Origin of the sequence: Pseudomonas sp. 2995-3, from assembly GCF_002742565.1 — a bacterium.
Taxonomy (GTDB): Bacteria; Pseudomonadota; Gammaproteobacteria; order Pseudomonadales; family Pseudomonadaceae; genus Aquipseudomonas; species Aquipseudomonas edaphica.
The window spans coordinates 1-332 of sequence record NZ_LJSB01000076.1; the positions used below are offsets into that span (position 1 = coordinate 1).

The window sequence follows — 332 nt, forward strand, 5'->3', positions numbered from 1 at the left end:
AGTAGAATACCGTCGTAAGCCTTTTCCTCTACTTTTTTGAAGTCTACTCCTTCTTTTATTTGATATTCTATATGAAATTTTGATTCAGAATTAGCTTCAAAAACACCAGCTCCACCACCACTAATGGACTTCATTTTTTTGAATGATGTACCTTTCTCCATTTCCATTAAAATCTCTAGGTCATCATTTGGTTTAATGGTAATTTCAAAGCCAAAAGGGTGGTGTCCAGGATAATCAAAGTCGCTTTCATACTTGGTGTCTCCGAGATTGGAGATTGTTATATCATACCGTAACAACCCCTTCGCCTCGATTATTGTAGTATACACTTCAGT

At 36.1% G+C, this 332-nt stretch carries 1 protein-coding gene; it reads right to left on the reverse strand.

From position 1 onward, the window contains the following. The coding region (locus AOA62_RS31705) for a hypothetical protein (RefSeq protein ID WP_158235116.1) at nucleotides 1-332 on the reverse strand (332 nt) is incomplete at both ends.